Source organism: Dokdonella fugitiva (genome assembly GCF_014138265.1).
GTDB classification, from domain to species: domain Bacteria; phylum Pseudomonadota; class Gammaproteobacteria; order Xanthomonadales; family Rhodanobacteraceae; genus Dokdonella_A; species Dokdonella_A fugitiva_A.
The window spans coordinates 193,444-207,843 of the sequence record NZ_JACGXL010000005.1 but is presented as its reverse complement, the minus strand read 5'-3'; the positions used below and the strand labels follow the sequence as shown (position 1 = coordinate 207,843).

Below are 14,400 nucleotides of genomic sequence, written 5' to 3'. Positions count from 1 at the left end.
GACAGGGCCGCTGCCGCCCGCTGCGCGGGTCCTTCAGGGAGTTTGCACACCGCGCATGATCGAATTCGGACACAGCACCCACGTCGGCCTGCGCCGCGAGCACAACGAGGACACCTACTACGCCGACGCGGACCTCGGCCTGTGGCTCGTCGCCGACGGGATGGGCGGGCACGAGCACGGCGAGGTCGCGAGCGCGCTCGCGCGCGACACGCTCGTGCGCGAGGTGAGCAAGGGCACCGAACTCGTGCGCGCGATCCAGATCGCCGACGAGGAGATCATCCGCCACTCGACGCGCCGCTCCGAAGCGCTGCCGATGGGCACGACGATCGCCGCGATGCGCCTGTCCAAGGACGGCGGGTTCGAGGTGGCCTGGGTCGGCGACAGCCGCATCTACGTGTGGAACGACGGCCTCAAGCAGCTGTCGCAGGACCACTCCTACGTGCAGGAACTGATCGACCAGGGCGCGATCACGAGCGAGCAGGCGCGCAACCACCCGCACCGCAACGTCGTCACCCAGGCCCTCGGCGTCACCGACCCGCAGTCGCTGCGCGTGGCGAGCATGCGCGGCGAGCTGAACCCCGGCATGCAACTGCTCATCTGCAGCGACGGCCTCACCGAAGAGGTGAAGGACAGCGCGATCGCCGCGATCGTCGGCCGCACCGAGCTGTCGGCGCAGGAGTGCGTCGACCATCTCGTGCTCGCGGCGCTCGAGGGGGGTGGGTCGGACAACGTTACGGTGATCCTCGTCCGCGCGCGCTGAACGCGGCGACCATCATGACGTAGGGCGGTCGCAGCGGCACGACACGGCGCGGGCATGCAAAGGCGTTCGACTGCGAGTCCCACCATCGACCTGCGATCACGCCTCGTCGAACCCGGTGGGACTCGCGGCCACGCGTCTCGCCTTCATCGACCTTCCCGCGCCGCCGCGTCCCGCCCTGCTCGCACCTACGCAGTGGCCGCGATCGACGCCGCTTCCGTTTCGAGGCGACGCCACACGCATGCCCCGCGGCTCGCCTTGTCGATCGCCGCGATGCGCGCCTCGTGCAGCACGATCTCGGCGTCGAGCGCGCGCAGCACGCGCGGGCGCGCGACGATGCGCAGTTCCGCCGCGACGCGGATTTCGCCGGGCGCGCTCTCGTCGCCGAAGCCGAGCGCACCCTGGCCCGAGGTCAGCGCGAGGTAGACGTCGGCGAGCAGGTTCGCGTCGAGCAGCGCGCCGTGCAGGCCGCGGTGGCTGTTGTCGACGTCGAGGCGCTTGCACAGCGCGTCGAGGCTGTTGCGCTGGCCGGGGAACTTCTCGCGCGCGAGGACGAGCGTGTCGAGCACCTGCGCGCGCGCGGCGATGCGCGGGTCTTCGACGCCCGCGCGCGCGAGTTCGGCGTCGAGGAAGCCGACGTCGAAGCTCGCGTTGTGCGCGATCAGTTCGGCGCCGTCGATGAAGTCGAGGAATTCGCGCGCGATCTCGCCGAAGCGCGGCTTGTCGAGCAGGAATTCGTCGGCGATGCCGGTGACCGCACGCGCGCCTTCGTCGATCTCGCGGTCGGGATTGAGGTAGGTGTGGAACTCGCGCCCGGTGCGCCGACGCTGCACGAGTTCGATGCAGCCGATCTCGATCACGCGGTGGCCGCGCTGCACTTCGAGGCCGGTGGTTTCGGTGTCGAGGATGACCTGTCTCACGCCCGTTCCTTGCGTCCTGCGACGACCAGCGCCGCTTCGCGGGCGAGCACGTCGACGCGTTCGTTCTCGTCGTGGCCGGCGTGGCCCTTGACCCAGTGCCAGCGTACCTCGTGCGAGGCGAGCGCGGCGGACAGGCGTTCCCACAGGTCACGGTTCTTCACCGGCTGCTTGTCGCTCGTGCGCCAGCCGTTCGCGCGCCAGCGCGCCATCCATTCCTCGACGCCACGCTTGACGTACTGCGAGTCGGTCGTGAGGTCGACGGCGCACGGGCGCGTCAGCGCCTCCAGCCCGGCGATCGCGGCCATGAGTTCCATGCGGTTGTTGGTGGTCTGCGCCTCGCCACCGCTGAGTTCCTTCTCGCGGTCGCCGAAGCGCAACAGTGCACCCCAGCCACCCGGCCCCGGATTGCCGAGGCAGGCGCCGTCGGTGAACAGTTCGACCGCCTGCTTCGCCGCACTCATGCGCGCACGCGCCGGCTCGGCACGGCGAGCGAAGGATGCGGCGTGACCGAGCGCAACGGTCGTGGGCGCAGCGGCGTGAGCACCGCGCGCTGCTTCGACGCGAGCAGCATCCAGGCACCACGCAGTGGCGCGAGCAGGCGCGAGCCGTCGCCTCGCGGCGCGAGCGAAGGCCAGCACGCGCCGAGTGTCGCGCCGCTGCCCGGCGTGAGCTGCGCCTGCTGCAGCCGACGGCGCAGCGTGTCGGAATGGCGCGCGTGCGGCAATGCGACGCCGCGCCGGGCCTGCCAATGCAACCAGAGCATCCAGGGACTCCACGGATTGAGGCCGAACCAGAGCAGCGTGCCGCCGGGCGCGAGCACGCGCGCGAGTTCGTCGACGAGCGCTTCCGGCGCGGCGAGCGCGTCGGCCGCGTGCTGCACGACGATGAACTGGAACACATCGCTTTCGTAAGGGAGCGCGTCGCTCGTGCAGCGCGCGTCGCCGGCGAAACCGCCGTCCTCGACGTGCAGGCGCGTCGCGCGCAGGTGGCGCAGGTCGGCCGGCAGTGCACGGTTCGACGCGCTCGCCTGCATCAGCAACGCCGCGCCCGCGGGCTGGCGCAGCACGAGCGCGGGCACGCGCGCGAGTTCCTCGCGCAGCAGTGCCTCGAACTCCGGCAGGACGAACAGGTTGTCGGGACCGGTGATCACGCGGCAGGCAAACCCCAGGGTGGCGGCAGTCGCTTCGGCGACTCTCGTTCAAGGATCAAGGACTTGGTCGTCGATCCATCGCGGGTGGCCGCCAGCGCGACCACCTCGCAGCTGCGCAGTGTAGCGCGACCCGCGCCGGCCTAATGATCGTTTAACGTCGCCGCCCGCAGGCCTGGCCTATAGTCCGGCGTTCATGACCCTGCTCGCCCTGCCCGCGCTCGCCGACAACTACATCTGGCTGCTCGCGCAGGGTGGCGATGCGCTCGTCGTCGACCCCGGCGAAGCAGCGCCGGTCGAGCGCGCGCTCGCCGAACACGGCCTGCGCCTGCGCGCGATCCTGCTCACGCACCATCACAACGATCACATCGGTGGCGCGCGCGCGCTCGCCGCGCGCCACGGCTGCCGCGTGTACGCACCGCGCGACGAACGCATCGAGCACGCGGACGCGCGCGTCGGCGGCGGCGACCATGTCGTGCTCGAACGGCCTGCGTTCGCGTTCGACGTGCTCGCGATCCCCGGGCACACGCTGAGCCACGTCGCCTACCACGGCGCAGGCGTGCTGTTCTGCGGCGACACGTTGTTCAGCGTCGGCTGCGGCCGGATGTTCGAAGGCACGCCCGCGCAGATGCTCGCCTCGCTCGAGCGGCTCGCCGCGCTGCCCGGCGACACGCGCGTGTGCTGCGGGCACGAGTACACGCAAGCGAACTGCGCGTTCGCGCACGGCGTCGATCCGTCCAACGATGCGCTCGCCGCACGCACCGTGCAGGCCGACGCGCAGCGCGCGCGCGGCGAACCGACCGTGCCGTCGACGCTCGCCGACGAGCGCGCGACCAACCCGTTCCTGCGCATCGACGCGCCCGCGCTGCGCGAAACGATCGGCATCGACGATCGCGTCGCGCGCTTCGCCGAACTGCGTCGGCGCAAGGACGCGTTCCGGATGCCCGCGCCGTGATCCGCATCGACGCGCGCACTGCCCTGCTAGGCGGCGGCCTGCTCCTGCTCGCCGCGTGCGCGACTCCGCCGACGCGCGCGCCGCAGGTTCCGCCGCCCGCCGTGCCGACACCGGAAACACCCGCATCGACGCCCTCGCCGAGTCCGCCGCCGACGACGAGCACGAGCGCCGAAGAGCGCTCGACCTGGGGCCGCCTGCGCAGCCTGTTCGCGATGCAAGGCTGCGACTACAGCCCCGGCGTGCAGCGCTGGGCGAAGGCGTACACGCAGTCGCCGCGCGCGTTCGTCGCGAGCTGGAAGGAAGCGCTGCCGTTCCTCGGCCTCGTCGTCGACGAGCTGGAACAGCGCGGCCTGCCCGGCGAATTCGCAATGCTGCCGTACGTCGAGAGCACGTACCGGCCGATCCCCACGCGCGGCGACGTACCCGCGGGCATGTGGCAGCTCGTGCCCGACACCGCACGCGAAGCCGGCCTCCTCGTGCGCAAGGACTACGACGGCCGCCTCGACGCGCTCGCGTCCACGCACGCCGCGCTCGACCTCATCGCCGACTACTACCGCGAGTTCGCCGACTGGCGCCTCGCCGACATGGCGTTCAACAGCGGCGAGTTCCGCGTCAAGAAGCTGCTCGGCGGCCGCGACGCGCGCGACCTCGAGGCCGGCGAGCTCGCGCAGTTCAAGTTCAACCGCATCACGCACGAACATCTCGATCGCCTGCTCGCGCTCGCTTGCATCGTCGAGGATCCCGCGCGCTTCCACGTCACCTTGCCAGAGCCCGGACCCGACACGCGCCTGCGCGTGACCGACCTCCCCATCGGCATGGACCTGCGCCTCGCCGCGCGCCTGTCCGGCGTGCCGCTCGACGACCTCAAGCGCTGGAACGCGGGTTATCGGCGCAACCGCATGCCCGACGGCGTGCCGCACCGGCTGCTGCTGCCCGAGACGCGCGTCGAGCGCTTCCTCGTCGCCTCGCAGGCGATGCCGCAGCCGCTCTGGAACGACTGGCGCGAGGAGCGCGCCGCGCGCACGAGCGGCATCGGCAGCTGGGCGAGCCAGCTCGGCGTGCCGGTCGGCGCGCTCGCCGCCGCGAACGCGATCGACGAGGACGCCACCGTGCTGCCGGCGACGCGCCTGCTGCTGCCGGGCCACGAAGCCGAACCCGTCGACGAGCCCGCGACCGCGGCGGGCACGCGCGTGCACGTGATCGCTTCCGGCGACACGCTGTCCGGCGTCGCGCACCGCTACGGCATCCCGCTGCGCCGCCTGCAGCAGCTCAATCCGCAAGCCGGCCGCACCCTGCACCTGGGCGACAAGCTCCGCCTCGACGCGGGCTGAGCACCGCGCCGGCGGCAGCAAGGACGTACGCGGACGTAGGGCGCCGCTGCCGGAATGCGCGCTGCTAGAATCCATGCTTTCCGCTGCGACGATCTTGGAGAGCACATGGGTTTCCTGCACGGCAAGCGCGCCCTCGTCACGGGCATCCTCAGCCAGCGCTCGATCGCCTGGGGCATCGCCAACGCGATGCACCGCGAAGGCGCCCAGCTCGCCTTCACCTACGTCGAAGAGAAGCTCAAGGATCGCGTCGACGAAGCGGCGACCGCATTCGGCTCGAACATCGTGCTCAAGTGCGACGTCACCAAGGACGCCGAGATCGAAGGCCTGTTCACCGACCTCGGCAAGCACTGGGACGGCTTCGACATCCTCATCCACTCGATCGGCTTCGCGCCGCGCGAAGCGCTCGCCGGCGAGTTCCTCGACGGCCTCACGCGCGAGAACTTCGCGATCGCGCACGACATCTCGAGCTACAGCCTCGCCGCGATGGCCAAGGCCGCGCGACCGCTCATGAAGGGCCGCGGCGGCTCGATCCTCACGCTCACCTACCTCGGCGCCGAGCGCGCGCTCGCGAACTACAACGTGATGGGCCTGGCCAAGGCGAGCCTCGAGGCGAACGTGCGCTACCTCGCCTACAACCTCGGCCCGGAAGGCACGCGCGTGAACGCGATCTCCGCCGGCCCGATCAAGACCCTCGCCGCGTCCGGCATCGCCAACTTCCGCAAGATGCTCGACCACGTCGAGGAGAACGCGCCGCTGCGCCGCAGCGTCACGATCGAGGAAGTCGGCAACGCCGCCGCGTTCCTCTGCTCGGACCTCGCGTCGGGCATCACCGGCGAAGTCACCTACGTCGACGCGGGTTACAACACGCTCGGCATGACCGGCATCTGAGTCCCGCGCGATGCATCGCCTGACGATCGTCGTCGCGATGCTCGCCCTGCTCGCGGCGGCGCCCGCGCGCGCCGCCGCGCCGTCCTGGCGCACGCTCGGCTTCGTGCTGCTGCAATCGGAAGCCACGCTGCGCGAGCGCGTGCCCGGCGGCGCGCAGGCGATGAACGGCTACATCGCGTCGATCGAAGCGGCCGCGACGAAGGCGCTCGCCGGCGTCGATCCACCGCGCCCGACCTCGGGCTTCCTCGTGCTTGCCGTGCGCCCGGATGGGCGCTCGAAGGCGTGGCTCGACGTGTGGCCGAACCTGCCGCGCGCGAGCGAACCCGCGCTCGTCGACGCCGTGCAGGCGGTGAAACCGTTCGCTGTGAGCAAGGGCACGATCGTGTTCGCTCTGCGCGTGAGCGCGTGGGGCGCCGTGCCGACGAACCGGCCGCCGAAACCCGACGAATGGACGCGCTACACGCGCGAAGGCGTCACCGACGCGGAAGCGATCGTCGCGCGGCTGTGGCCCGACGACACGCCCGCCCGCGAAGCACACGCGCGCTGACGTGCAGCACGTAGCGCGGGTAGAACGGGCATCCATTCCACCCGCGATGCGGCGATACGTCGTCAGCGGTCGTCGTGCCGACGCGTCGGCAGGATGCCTTCCCGGACGATGTCGCACGCCACCCTGACGTCGCCGTCCATCGCGCGATCCCGCGCCATGAACGCGATGCGTTCGCGGACCTTCGCGTGCGCGGCGCGCACCGCGGCGCCGGCGTGGAAGTCGGCGGCTTCGGCGAGCGACTTCGCGAGTGCCTGCACTTCGGTTTCGAACTGCTTGCGCGCCGGGTGCGTCGTGTCGGGTGCGTTGGCGATCTTCGCGGCGAGCGCGCGCCAGTCGCCGCGCTGGGCGAGGCGGCGCGCGGCGTTGAGCATGTCCTGGCGATAATCGAGCGCCTGCGCCGCGGTGTAGAGCTCGAGCGCGAGCACGTGCGCGAGGTCTTCGGTCATGTCGAGCACGTGGCGCGCTTCGTTCGCGCCCATCGAGACGTGGTCTTCCGCGTTCGCGCTGGTCGGCACCGAGTAGACGCTCGCCGGATGCGCGCGCGTGGCGAGGTCGTTGACGAGCGCGGCGGCGGTGTACTGCACGATCATGAAGCCGGAGTCGGTCGCGTCCTCGTTGCCGATCAGGAACGCCGGAAGGCCGTCGTTGGTGGCCGGATCGACGAGCTTGTTGAGGCGTCGCTCGGAGATCGACGCGAGCACCGGGATCGCCGCCTTCACGTAGCTCATTGCGAGCGCGAGCGGCATGCCGTGGAAATGGCCGGCCGAGATCACCTGCTCCTCGATCACGCGCGCGTCCGGTGCATCGGGGAAGATCAGCGGATTGTCGGTGACCGCGTTGAGCTCGATGTCGATCACGCGGCACGCTTGCTCGTACGCGTCGCGCACGGCGCCGTGCACCTGCGGCATGCAGCGCAGGCAGTACGCGTCCTGCGGCTGGTGCTTCTTGCCGCCCTTGAACGGCAGGAAGCGGCGGTAGAACGCCTCGCGCCCGTGGCGCTGCGACGGCGGCACCCAGTCCCATGCGATGTCGAAACTCTGTTGCTGGTCCTGCGCATCGCTCCATGCGTCGGCCGACCAGCCGCGGAAACGCGGCACGAGGTGGTAGGCGATGTCGACGAGGGTCGAGCCGTCGAGCAGGTCGCGCACGTGGCGCGCGGTGCCGACCTGGCCCGGGTGCGGACGCAGCGCATGCACTTCCTCGCGCAGCGCGCCGCTGCGACCGGCGAACGCGTCGAGCGTCATCGACGCCGCGAGGTCGGCCGTGTCGAGCAGGTCGCCGAGGCGCTCGAGTGCGAGCGCCGCGGTCGCGAGCATCTGCGTGGTGCCGTTGTTGAGCGCGAGGCCTTCCTTGAACGACAGCTTGATCGGCGCGAGTCCCGCGCGCTCCAGCGCGCGCGCACCGGCCATGCGTTCGCCACCGAAGAACGCCTCGCCGCCGCCGAGCAGCACGATCGCGAGGTGCGACAGCGGCGCGAGATCGCCACTCGCGCCGACCGAACCCTTCTGCGGGATCACCGGGATCACGTCGCGGTTGAGCAGCGCGGCGAGCGCCTCGAGCGTCGACACCCGGATGCCGGAATGCCCGCGCATGAGCGTGTTGATGCGGATGCCGAGCATCGCGCGCACGACACCCGCGTCGAACGGTTCGCCGACGCAGACCGCGTGCGTGATCACGAGGTTGTGCTGCAGCTCCTCCAGCAACGTCTCGCTGCGCGGTTGCGGGTTGCCGCCCGGCAGCTCGTCGCGCATGCGATGCGCGCCGAGCAGCTTGTCGGCGTTGCTGCCGAAGCCGGTGGTCACGCCGTAGATCGGCTCGCCGCAGCTGACCTTGTCGGCGAGGAAGTCCGCCGCGCGCTGCACGCGCGCGAGCTGCGTGGTGTCGAGCTGCACGCGCGCGCCGCGCGCGATCGCCGCGACGTGGTCGCGGGTGAGGCTGTTGCCGTCGAGAAGGATTTCGCTCACGTCGCTCATTTGCACGTCAAGGTGGATTCGAGGGCGAGCATCGAGCATTCGCCGAGTACGGAACCTGCGCTGCTGCGAATGACCTGCTCGGGCTCCTCCATTGCCGCCGCCTTTCCTCGTCCGCAGAGCCTGTCGGCCTCGTTCTGGAGGCGACGCCGTACTTGAGCAACCTCGCTTTCGCTCCTGAAGCGGGTGCTGCACGCGGACAGTTCGACGCGATACGTGTGATCGTCGATGCGCGTCGAGGAAAACCCGCCGGGCTCGCACGCGGCGAGAAGCAGGGTGCCGGCGATCGCGAATACGCGTCGCATCATGCGGGCATCACCGTCGCCTGCTCGATCTCCACGCGCAACGCCTCGACGAGCTCCGAACGCGCGACCTCGAACTGGTCCTGCTTGCGCAGGTCCTTGACGGTGACCGTGCCTTTCGCGATCTCGTCGGAACCGAGCACCAGCACGAAGCGGATACCCGCGCGGTCGGCGTACTTGAACTGCTTGGCGAGCTTGCCGGGTTCGACCACGACTTCGGTGTTGATGCCGCCCGAGCGCAACTCGGTCGCGAGGGCGAGGTACCGAGGCAGCTCGGCGTCGTCCATCTGAGCGACGAGCGCCTGCACCGTGCTGCGACCGCCCTTCAGCAGGCCCGCTTCGCGCAGCTGCCAGTACAGGCGCGTCGCGCCGATCGAGATGCCGACGCCGGGCAGCTTCGACTTGGTGTAGTGGCTCGCGAGGTTCTCGTAGCGACCGCCCGAGCAGATCGAGCCGATCTGCGGATGCTCGTTGAGTGTCGTCTCGTAGACCGTGCCGGTGTAGTAGTCGAGGCCGCGCGCGATCGACAGGTTCAGCGCGTAGTGCGATTCGGGCACGCCGAACGCCTTGATGAGGTTCAGCACCTCGACGAGCTCGGCGCGCCCCTGCTCGAGCGCCTCGCTGCCGGTACCGAGCGACGCGAGCTTGGCGAGCGCATCGGCGAGCGAGGTCGAGCGGAACGCGACGAAGTCGAGCAGCTTGGCGACCGCATCGGCGGAAAGGCCGAACGCCTCGCCGGTGAGCGTCTCGCGCACGGCGTCGACGCCGCGCTTGTCGAGCTTGTCCACCTCGCGCAGCACCGCCGCCTGCCGCTCCGCGTCGGCGAGGCCGAGACCTTCGAGCCAGCCGCGCATGAGCTTGCGGTTGTTGATCTGGATCGTGAACGCGCCGATGTCGAGGTCGCGGAACACGGCGTAGATGACCGCAGGCAGCTCGGCGTCGTAGCGCACCGACAACGCGTCCTTGCCGATCACGTCGATGTCGCACTGGTAGAACTCGCGGAAGCGACCGCGCTGCGCGCGCTCGCCGCGATAGACGCGCTGGATCTGGTAGCGGCGGAACGGGAACACGAGGTCGTGCTCGTGCTCGGCGACGTAGCGCGCGAGCGGCACGGTGAGGTCGAAGCGCAGCGCGAGTTCCGGCACTTCGCCGTCCTTCGCCGCCTGCAGCGCGCCGGTCGACTGCACGAAATACACCTGGCGCTCGGTCTCGCCGCCTTCCTTCGTGAGCAGCACGCTCGAGAACTCCATCACCGGCGTCTCTACGGCCAGAAAGCCGAAGCGCTCGAAGTTGCGGCGCACCGCATCGAGCATCGACTGGAAGGCGACCTGGTCGAGCGGCAGCAGCTCGAGCACGCCGGGCATGGTGCGGGCTTGCGTGACAGCCATGGAATCCTCGGTACGGCGGGGCGGCGACGCACGGCGTCGCGAAACGAATAGCGTAGCAGATGGCGGCTTTTCGCCGCGCGCGGGCGCGCAGGAATGTGCGCGGATGCGCGCAAGCGGGCCGCCCGCGCCCGCACGCCGCACCGCTAGCATCGAGGCGACACCACGGAGGCCGCATGACCCTTCATCCCCTGCTGCTCGCACTCGGACTCGCCGCATCGACCGCGACCGTGCCCTATCCCGACGGTTACCGCGACTGGCACCACGTGTCGACGACGGTGATCCAGGCGGGCCACCCGTTCTACGCCGTGCTCGGCGGCATCAACCATACGTACGCGAACCCGCTCGCGCTCGAGGGATACCGCAGCGGCACGTTCCCCGACGGCGCCGTGCTCGTCTACGACACGCTCGAGGCACGCGACGCCGACCATGCGCTCACCGAGGGCTCGCGCAAGATGCTCGGCGTGATGGTCAAGGACTCGACGCGCTACGCCGCGACTGCAGGCTGGGGGTTCGAGAATTTCGAGGCCGGCGACCGCTCGCGCGCGCTCGTCGGCGACAAGGCCGCGAGCGCCTGCCTCGCCTGCCACAGCAAGCCCGGCACCCGCGACCACGTCTACACGCGCCTGCGCGGCTGACCCGCCCGGATGAACGCAGCCGCACGCGGACGGTTGCACCACGCGCGGACCCTCGTTTAGAATTCGCGGCCCCGCCACGGCGGGTCCCGAGTCGGGGTGTAGCTCAGCCTGGTAGAGCGCTACCTTCGGGAGGTAGAAGTCGCAAGTTCGAATCCTGTCACCCCGACCAACTCATTCAACGACTTAGGCCGCCCCGCAAGGGCGGCCTTTTTCGTGCGTGTCAGCAAGACGTCTGCAAAATTGCTCCCACGGAGGAATTTGCCGTTCGTCGGCCAGACACTTCAGGCACTTGTTTTACCCTTCATCGTTTGTATATACAGGGTGCGTCAAAGTGACAGCACCGGGGGCATTGATGGCTCGTGACCAACCCCTCGCGATGAGGCAGGCATGAAGCCCTTCCGCATTTCCCCGAAAGTCACTGAGAAGCTGCGCGAAAAGCACGACGTCTCGCACGAAGAGATTTGGCAGTGCTTTCTTAACCGCGAAGGTCCTTCATTTCGAGACTCACGCGAGAAGCATGCGACGAATCCTCCGTCGCTGTGGTTCGTGGCACCGACCGACAAAGGTCGCGTTCTGAAGGTGGTCTATATCGAATACCCAACGTACTACGCAATCAAGTCCGCATTCGAGCCTAAGGATGGCTCGGACAAGTTATACGCGGAGTTGTGTTCCTGAAACTAACTAGAGAGTGACCTCTGTGGGGGACCATATGGCCAAGCAGATGATCGAGCAAACTGACGAGTGCGCCTTCGAGAAGGGCGAGCTTGGACAGTCCAAGGAGCATGCCGTGCGCATGCCGGCCGAACACGATCTCGCTGTCGACGAATCTCTGGGCCTGAAGCTGATCTCCATCCGGCTGCCGGAGAGCTTGATCCAAGACCTGAAGTTCATCGCGAACCGTGAAGGCTTGGGCTATCAGCCTCTCATCCGCCGCGTACTGCAGCGCTTCACGACCATGGAGTTTAAGAACATGGCGCGCGAGGCGTTCGGCACGTTGTCGAAAATCGAAGCGGCGCAAGCTATGCCGGAAGAAGTCGTCGCTGATGAGGCGGTAGAGCCTGCGCGAAAGCGAGCGTAACGCGCTCGACACGCACTGTGATGGAAAAGGGCCGCCTCGTGCGGCCCTTTTTATTCTCAGCCCGTGCGACGCCGGCCGCCTATCCTCGCCCTCATGGAATCGAAGATCCCGTTCGAGCTTCGCGCGATCGGCGCGGAGGAAGTTGGCGAGCTGCTGGGGCTCGCTGCCAGGACCGTGCTGGAAACGGTCGCCTGTAGGCCGGACTTCCCCGTGCGCTTGACGATGCGGCCTGCGACGTGGGTTGCCGGTGAGGTCTTGGCGTGGCGGGAAGCCAACCGCGCTGGCTATCGGCCACGCAAGCGAAAGGCCAAGGCAGTCACGCAAGACGCCGGCTAGGCGACTGTAGGTCGCCGCTGTCGATCTCCGCCGAGTTATGGTTCAGTTCACTTCGGCAGGCTCGAACGTTACCGTTAGGACAACTCCCGATTTTGCGTCGGGTTTTATGGCGGCATATGTATTCCACATGTACATGTCCACGACTTGCTTCGATCCGGCTGCAACGTTGTAGCGCAGCGCACCTACATCTTTGCCTTGCGCGTCCTTCTTTGGGCAATAGAGGTTGTACTCGTTGAAGTTGCCGCGCCCTCGATGCCATTTCGGCGTATCCGGAGCAGGGGGGCCGGCCGGCCCATCATTGTCTCGGCAAATCTCGGCGCCGTTGATCGAAAGCCTAATGCTTGCGCCAGAGTCTTTTGGACTATCGTTCTTCCGGTTTACTTTGCAAAGCGCTTGAGCGACATCGTCATGAAGGCAGATGGATCGATTGACGCGCCCCTGAATGCCGCGAAACTGCGCCTTTACATCAATCGTCCCTGCGCAGGACGGCGTGAAGGATATCTCTCGGATTAGCTCGGGATCATGATCCTTCGTGGGCCAGACCTTGTAGCCACTGGCGCTTGATGCATCTTTTGTTTGGAGCGTTGTCTTGTTGAGCGTAACCCTCAGAGTCATGCCGCCTGGATTGCAAAGATCAGGTGTGTCGCGCGAAGCCGAATTGCCCTGTGCGCCCAACGTGCCAGATCCGATCACTAGTACGCCCGCCAGAACATAGAGCGCCTTCATTCTGCCTCTCCTTTGCTGTCTGACGTGGCGCAAAATTCGAGGGCTAGAGCCGGAACAGCGCCACTGGTGTTCCTGACTCCTACATCATGCCGCGAAGTGATGGTCGTAGTACGGCCGCTCGCGATCTGGGGAAATGTGCGCGGCTGGCTGGACAGGCTGTATCAGAGTAATGGACCCCCCCCTAGTCGCGATCTCGGCGTAGGGAACCCCATATCGGAACCTCAAACTTCAGGGGGCTAGCTTGCTTCCTATGCAGACTCAGGAGCTGCTCGATATCATCGACGGTGTTGCGCGCTCGGTACTCTTTGTCGAGATCATCTACAAACCAAACATCGATGAGTTCGGCGACATTCCCTTCAAAATCTCTTAGCACATGTTCTAGCGCGATCGGCACCACTACCGATTCGTGCTCCCCAAGCCTGACGCTACCCTCCTCCGTCAAGTGGCCGCCGCTATACCAATGCATGATTGCTACAGACGCAGATCTACGGCCGTGGTTGGCAATCTTTAGCGCGACCACAGGGCCACGCTCGGTGATCGAAAAAAAGGAACACGTCACCACCAGTACGATTCGGTCGCGGCGTGCGACCAGAATGTTATTTATGAGCGCGCACAAAGAAACGATGAAAGAAAGCAGCGACACGATTAGCGCCGCCGTTGCGACCCTTTCCGACGTGCTCATCCCCACCTCCACTATGCTACTGCGTAGTGTATCGGCGGATATGGATAGGCTCTAACCCCCTTGACGGTAAGTGCCTCAGGCGCGCGCGGCCTCACGACGCGCCTTGAAGCGATCGAGAGCGCCCTGGAGCGTCTCCGCGCTAACAGCATGGGGAACGGCGATCGGCGCGATCGCGACATCTGTCGCCGTGCTCATTGCGCTGGGGGTTGCTTTTGCGGAGCGGCGGGTGAAAGGCGATGGGTTCTTGGGTATCCGCAGCATTGGTCCGGTTGGCCAGGCCGGCATCGAGTACGCACTGTTTCAAGTCAAGAATTTAGGCGAACGCCCATTCGTCGTTCGAAGCTTCGGCGTTACTCCACGCAACCGTATCGTGCGCCGGCTATTCCGCCTGCGCACGACCATAGTTTTTCCTGAGCGCAACTTCGTGAACAGCGAACTTCCGGCGACCGTTCCACCCGATCAGTCGGCGCAATGCGCCGGTAACCCGCCAGGGATTCTCTTTCGCGCATTCGCGGTCGATCTGGCCAAATGCCCGGGGTCCGTCCTGGCTTCTGGTCAAGTGCGTGAGGCCCTGTGCTTTCACTTCAAGAAAGGTCGTAATGCTGCGCTTCGAGGAAGAGATCCTGGCGCAGCTGATCTCCGCGATCGACCACGAGCGATCCGGGCCCAGGTAGTCAAGTATTCTCCTTCCCGTCGCAGCTTGTTTCCCCGGTCTTTTCAGGAAAGTTTTCACAGCCA

Annotated in this window: 18 protein-coding genes and 1 tRNA gene; 10 read left to right on the top strand and 9 right to left on the bottom strand. The window is 67.5% G+C overall.

The genetic code is table 11. The features are described 5' to 3' along the window. Positions 1–55 precede the first annotated feature (55 nt). A complete protein-coding gene (locus tag FHW12_RS15615) occupies positions 56–760 on the top strand; it encodes a PP2C family protein-serine/threonine phosphatase (RefSeq protein ID WP_182531970.1) in 705 nt (234 codons plus the stop codon). Between the two features lie 185 nt (positions 761–945). Here the strand turns inward: FHW12_RS15615 and dnaQ are convergent, their stop codons facing one another. Genes dnaQ through FHW12_RS15600 form a run of 3 tightly spaced genes read right to left on the bottom strand, consistent with a single transcriptional unit; the run spans position 946 to position 2,827 of the window. Then, positions 946–1,677: a DNA polymerase III subunit epsilon gene (gene dnaQ / locus FHW12_RS15610; protein ID WP_182531969.1), complete on the bottom strand. Its 732-nt coding sequence runs from the start codon at positions 1,675–1,677 to the stop codon at positions 946–948. Continuing rightward, complete coding sequence (gene rnhA / locus FHW12_RS15605; RefSeq protein ID WP_182531968.1) at positions 1,674–2,138, bottom strand: ribonuclease HI; 465 nt, start codon at positions 2,136–2,138, stop codon at positions 1,674–1,676. The genes dnaQ and rnhA overlap by 4 nt, the downstream gene beginning before the upstream one ends. Further along, on the bottom strand, positions 2,135–2,827 hold the full coding sequence (locus FHW12_RS15600) for a methyltransferase domain-containing protein (RefSeq protein WP_182531967.1): 693 nt from the start codon (positions 2,825–2,827) through the stop codon (positions 2,135–2,137). Before FHW12_RS15600 ends, rnhA begins: the two co-directional genes overlap by 4 nt. Before the next feature lie 193 nt (positions 2,828–3,020). On the opposite strand from FHW12_RS15600, the gene gloB reads away from it, so the two are divergent. From gloB to FHW12_RS15580, 4 genes are all read left to right on the top strand, one after another. Continuing rightward, complete coding sequence (gene gloB / locus FHW12_RS15595) at positions 3,021–3,779, top strand: hydroxyacylglutathione hydrolase (RefSeq protein ID WP_182531966.1); 759 nt, start codon at positions 3,021–3,023, stop codon at positions 3,777–3,779. Then, positions 3,776–5,110: a transglycosylase SLT domain-containing protein gene (locus FHW12_RS15590; RefSeq protein ID WP_182531965.1), complete on the top strand. Its 1,335-nt coding sequence runs from the start codon at positions 3,776–3,778 to the stop codon at positions 5,108–5,110. Before gloB ends, FHW12_RS15590 begins: the two co-directional genes overlap by 4 nt. 105 nt (positions 5,111–5,215) lie before the next feature. Next, positions 5,216–5,998, top strand: coding sequence for an enoyl-ACP reductase FabI (locus FHW12_RS15585; RefSeq protein ID WP_182531964.1), 783 nt, complete (start codon positions 5,216–5,218; stop codon positions 5,996–5,998). A 10-nt stretch (positions 5,999–6,008) separates the two neighbouring features. After that, a complete protein-coding gene (locus FHW12_RS15580) occupies positions 6,009–6,545 on the top strand; it encodes a hypothetical protein (RefSeq protein ID WP_182531963.1) in 537 nt (178 codons plus the stop codon). Positions 6,546–6,607: 62 nt separating this feature from the next. Here FHW12_RS15580 and FHW12_RS15575 read toward each other — a convergent pair whose 3' ends face one another. Genes FHW12_RS15575 through hisS form a run of 3 tightly spaced genes read right to left on the bottom strand, consistent with a single transcriptional unit; the run spans position 6,608 to position 10,205 of the window. Continuing rightward, positions 6,608–8,518, bottom strand: coding sequence for an HAL/PAL/TAL family ammonia-lyase (locus FHW12_RS15575; protein WP_182531962.1), 1,911 nt, complete (start codon positions 8,516–8,518; stop codon positions 6,608–6,610). Then, a complete protein-coding gene (locus FHW12_RS15570) occupies positions 8,515–8,823 on the bottom strand; it encodes a hypothetical protein (protein WP_182531961.1) in 309 nt (102 codons plus the stop codon). The genes FHW12_RS15575 and FHW12_RS15570 overlap by 4 nt, the downstream gene beginning before the upstream one ends. Further along, positions 8,820–10,205 (bottom strand): histidine--tRNA ligase, encoded by a 1,386-nt coding sequence (gene hisS, locus FHW12_RS15565; protein ID WP_182531960.1) that lies wholly within the window; start codon positions 10,203–10,205, stop codon positions 8,820–8,822. The genes FHW12_RS15570 and hisS overlap by 4 nt, the downstream gene beginning before the upstream one ends. Before the next feature lie 173 nt (positions 10,206–10,378). Here hisS and FHW12_RS15560 point away from each other — a divergent pair, with 173 nt between their 5' ends. The 5 genes from FHW12_RS15560 to FHW12_RS15540 all read left to right on the top strand — a co-directional run bounded on the left by FHW12_RS15560 (position 10,379) and on the right by FHW12_RS15540 (position 12,254). Beyond that, positions 10,379–10,840, top strand: coding sequence for a cytochrome P460 family protein (locus FHW12_RS15560; RefSeq protein ID WP_182531959.1), 462 nt, complete (start codon positions 10,379–10,381; stop codon positions 10,838–10,840). Between the two features lie 92 nt (positions 10,841–10,932). Further along, a tRNA-Pro gene (locus FHW12_RS15555) sits at positions 10,933–11,009 on the top strand. 218 nt (positions 11,010–11,227) lie between these two features. Continuing rightward, entirely contained in the window at positions 11,228–11,515 is a 288-nt protein-coding gene (locus FHW12_RS15550) for an ADP-ribosyl-(dinitrogen reductase) hydrolase (protein ID WP_182531958.1), read from the top strand. 34 nt (positions 11,516–11,549) lie between these two features. Further along, positions 11,550–11,918, top strand: a complete 369-nt coding sequence (locus FHW12_RS15545; RefSeq protein WP_182531957.1) for a hypothetical protein — start codon at positions 11,550–11,552, stop codon at positions 11,916–11,918. Positions 11,919–12,011: 93 nt separating this feature from the next. Continuing rightward, positions 12,012–12,254: a hypothetical protein gene (locus FHW12_RS15540; RefSeq protein ID WP_182531956.1), complete on the top strand. Its 243-nt coding sequence runs from the start codon at positions 12,012–12,014 to the stop codon at positions 12,252–12,254. Positions 12,255–12,296: 42 nt separating this feature from the next. Here FHW12_RS15540 and FHW12_RS15535 read toward each other — a convergent pair whose 3' ends face one another. The 3 genes from FHW12_RS15535 to FHW12_RS15525 form a co-directional block, all read right to left on the bottom strand. Beyond that, the gene (locus FHW12_RS15535; RefSeq protein WP_182531955.1) at positions 12,297–12,980 is read right to left on the bottom strand and encodes a hypothetical protein; all 684 of its coding nucleotides are present in this window, start codon (positions 12,978–12,980) and stop codon (positions 12,297–12,299) included. Between the two features lie 181 nt (positions 12,981–13,161). Next, positions 13,162–13,662 carry a hypothetical protein gene (locus tag FHW12_RS15530; RefSeq protein ID WP_182531954.1) on the bottom strand — a complete coding sequence of 167 codons (501 nt, stop codon included), beginning with the start codon at positions 13,660–13,662 and terminating at the stop codon, positions 13,162–13,164. 379 nt (positions 13,663–14,041) lie between these two features. Then, the gene (locus FHW12_RS15525; protein WP_182531953.1) at positions 14,042–14,395 is read right to left on the bottom strand and encodes a hypothetical protein; all 354 of its coding nucleotides are present in this window, start codon (positions 14,393–14,395) and stop codon (positions 14,042–14,044) included. Between the last annotated feature and the right edge of the window lie 5 nt (positions 14,396–14,400).